The following is a 3,621-nucleotide window of genomic DNA, read 5'->3' on the forward strand; positions in this document are numbered from 1 at the left end:
GGTTTGGTCTTGCCTTCGCCGCCCTTGCCCGTCCTCTCTCCGGGGGTCGTGTTTCTTCGCCCCGGCGGACGTCCATGACGGGTCCTGTGAGCCGTTGCGCCATCGGGTGTGGGGGGGTGTGGGGGGAATTGGATTTCGCCCCCGCCGCCCCTACCCGTCCCATCCCCAGGGGCTGCCGCCCCTTCGACCCCGCGAGGCGTGAGCCGGGTGAGATGGGCGGTCGGGGAACGGCCCCGGGCCCGCTGCCTCCGGGGCTGGAGGGAAGGTGCCGTTTCCTCGACTCGCGAGCAGGTCGCCGTCCCTCGTGCCCTTCGGGCCGGTCCCGCAGCGCAGTCGCGTACCGGGTGGCTCGACAGGGACCGGGTTTCGGGGGCCGAAGCCAAGGGTGACCGCTTCCTCGATGCGCCACCTTGCCGTTCGGCTTCCGCATTGCGTGCCCAAACGGCTCAGCACGAACAGGGCTCCCGCACTCACCCCCGGGCCACCCGCCCCGCAAGACCAGGTCGACCTCCCGCCCCACGGCAGCCCAGCCCCGGACCAGGCGGCTCCGCCTGGAACGGGCTCCCGGGTCATCGTCCCGCACGGCCAGGTCGACGTTCCCGGGCCCTTGGGCGTGGTCCCGGCGGGCACTCGCAGGGGAGTCCCCGGGCGGTTCGAGCGGGTTTCCGGCAGGAATAGGTGCCACAGGGGCAGACGCTGACCAAGGCGGAGGTGATCGGCAGTGGCCGACGAGCAGCAGGAACAGGCGTTCCGTATCGAGCACGACTCCATGGGCGAGGTCCGGGTGCCGGCGGACGCCAAGTGGCGGGCGCAGACCCAGCGGGCGGTGGAGAACTTCCCGATCTCGGGGCAGCAGATCGAGCGGGCGCACATCGAGGCGCTGGCCCGGATCAAGGGAGCCGCCGCGAAGGTCAACGCGCGGCTCAACGTGCTCGACAAGGACATCGCCGAGGCCATCCAGGAGGCCGCCGAGGAGGTCGCCGAGGGGAAGTGGGACGCGCACTTCCCGATCGACGTGTTCCAGACCGGGTCCGGCACCTCGTCCAACATGAACACCAACGAGGTCATCGCGACCCTGGCGAGCGAGCGGCTCGGCGACGGCCGTGACGTGCACCCCAACGACCACGTCAACGCCTCGCAGTCGTCCAACGACGTCTTCCCGTCCTCCATCCACATCGCCGCCACCGCTGCCGTCACCCGGGACCTCGTCCCCGCGCTCCAGCACCTCGCCGACGCCCTCACCCGCAAGTCCGAGGAGTTCGCCGACGTCGTCAAGTCGGGGCGGACGCATCTGATGGACGCCACGCCGGTCACGCTCGGGCAGGAGTTCGGCGGGTACGCCGCGCAGGTCAGGTACGGCGTCGAACGCCTCACCGCGTCCCTGCCCCGGCTCGCCGAGCTGCCGCTGGGCGGTACCGCGGTCGGCACCGGCATCAACACCCCGCCCGGTTTCTCCGCCGCCGTGATCGAGGAGGTCGCCCGCACCACCGGGCTGCCGCTCACCGAGGCGCGGGACCACTTCGAGGCCCAGGGCGCCCGGGACGGGATCGTCGAGACCAGCGGGCAGCTCAGGACCATCGCCGTCGGGCTGACGAAGATCGCCAACGATCTGCGGTGGATGTCCTCCGGGCCCAGGACGGGCCTGGCCGAGATCTCGCTCCCCGATCTCCAGCCCGGCTCGTCGATCATGCCCGGCAAGGTCAACCCGGTGATCCCGGAGGCCGTGCTCATGGTCGCGGCACAGGTCATCGGGAACGACGCCACCGTCGCGACCGCCGGCGCGGCCGGCAACTTCGAGCTCAACGTCATGCTGCCGGTCATCGCGAAGAACGTCCTGGAGTCGATCCGGCTGCTCGCCAACGCCTCCCGGCTGCTCGCCGACCGGACCGTCGACGGCATCGTCGCCCACCGCGAACGGGCCCGGGAGTACGCCGAGTCCTCGCCCTCCGTGGTCACGCCGCTCAACAAGTACATCGGGTACGAGGAGGCCGCCAAGGTCGCCAAGAAGGCCCTCGCGGAACAGAAGACGATTCGCCAGGTCGTACTGGAGGGCGGGTACGTCGAGCGCGGTGATCTGACGGCCGGACAACTCGACGAGGCACTGGATGTCCTGCGGATGACACGGCCGTAACCTTTGCCGCCCCCGGCGTGAACCGTGACGCGTACCGCAGCGTCGTATGCCTATGGCACCTAATATCTGTGCATGACGGACGGTGGAGCGGTGAGAGCGGTGGAAGCGGGTACGACGGCGCACTTCTGGGAGCCCGGGAGTCAGATCCTGTGGCGCTACCGGGAGAACGCCGGCGAGCAGTTCCACATCGCCCGCCCGGTCACCGTGGTGCGCGACGACGAGGACGTGGTCGGTGTGGCTGTTCTGGGAGCCGGGCTGGCGGTTCAAGAACTGGTACGTGAACCTGGAGGAGCCGCTGGCGCGTTGGGCCGGGGGTGTGGATTCCGAGGACCACTTCCTGGACATCACCGTGGATCCGGACGGCGGCTGGCAGTGGCGGGACGAGGACGAGTTCGCGCAGGCCCAGCGGGACGGGCTCATGGGCCCTGACCTGGCAGAACGGGTCAGATCGGCGGGTCGCGGTGCGGTGGAGGTGATCCGCGCCTGGGGCCCGCCGTTCTCGGACGGCTGGCCCGACTGGCGCCCCGATCCGTCCTGGACCGTGCCGCTCCTTCCGGAAGACTGGGACCGTACGCCCGCGCACTTGTCCTCATGAGACCCTTGATGCGCCCCCGGGCTGCAAACGTAGGATCGTCCTCCGCAAGAGCGCGCAGCGGCAACTACCGGAGCGGGCACTGGGCTTGACCGATCGTCACCGAGGGGCGGCAGGACGTGAGCGTGGGGTACGAGGGCAACACCGGTACGGGCCGCGGAAGGTTGACCGAAAACGCAGGAACAGCCCCTGACCACGCGGGAATTCCGTTCCTGGGACACGCATTCCGGGTATCGGGATTTCGGCGGGACCCACTGCGCGTACGGCGCGCAGCCCCGGACGGACGGATTCGACACGCGTGACGGAGCACCCGACCTCCTTCGAACGCCCCCAGGCGGGCGTCGACCCCACGGACCCCCGCGGGGCGCTCCTGCGTTCCCCGGCGCAGCCGCCCGCCCACGGCGGTGAGGCGCCGACCGCTTTACCCGTTCAGGTCCGCTCCGGTGACTCCGCCCCGGAAGCGGCACCCGTCGTCCAGGCCGGCAACAGCACGACTGGCAAGACCGGCAAGACCGGCAAGACCGGCAACAACAAGGACATGGGCATGAACCCGGCCGGTACCGGCCCCGAGCACTCCCAGCCGGCCGCCGCGGAGCCGGACACGCACCGTCCCCGGCCCTTCCCCGAGGGTGTTCCGGTCCAGCCCGGCGGTGAGGACGAGCGGCTCTCCCAGCGCGGCGACGAACGCCGTACCGGACAAGGACTGCCCCCGGGCCGGCCCACGCCCATGCGGCGCGACGGCGACCGGCTGCGCTTCGTGGGCGCGGCGACCCGGCGGATCGCCCGGGGCATCGACCTGGACGAGATCGTGATGGGCCTGTGCCGGGCGACCGTGCCGACCTTCTCGGACGCGATCCTGGTCTACCTGCGCGATCCGCTGCCCGTCGGCGACGAGCGG

At 70.9% G+C, this 3,621-nt stretch carries 1 protein-coding gene and 2 pseudogenes; all 3 read left to right on the forward strand.

All coding sequences use genetic code 11. The annotated features are described in order from the left end of the window. Positions 1–721: 721 nt before the first annotated feature. Positions 722–2,131 (forward strand): class II fumarate hydratase, encoded by a 1,410-nt coding sequence (locus AOJ26_RS40395; RefSeq protein WP_078960205.1) that lies wholly within the window; start codon positions 722–724, stop codon positions 2,129–2,131. A 72-nt stretch (positions 2,132–2,203) separates the two neighbouring features. Continuing rightward, a pseudogene (locus AOJ26_RS40400) lies at positions 2,204–2,726 on the forward strand (DUF402 domain-containing protein). 295 nt (positions 2,727–3,021) lie between these two features. Continuing rightward, a pseudogene (locus tag AOJ26_RS40405) lies at positions 3,022–3,621 on the forward strand (serine/threonine protein phosphatase); the annotation flags it as partial.

The organism is Streptomyces sp. NRRL B-24085 (assembly GCF_001282115.1).
Classification (GTDB): Bacteria; Actinomycetota; Actinomycetes; order Streptomycetales; family Streptomycetaceae; genus Streptomyces.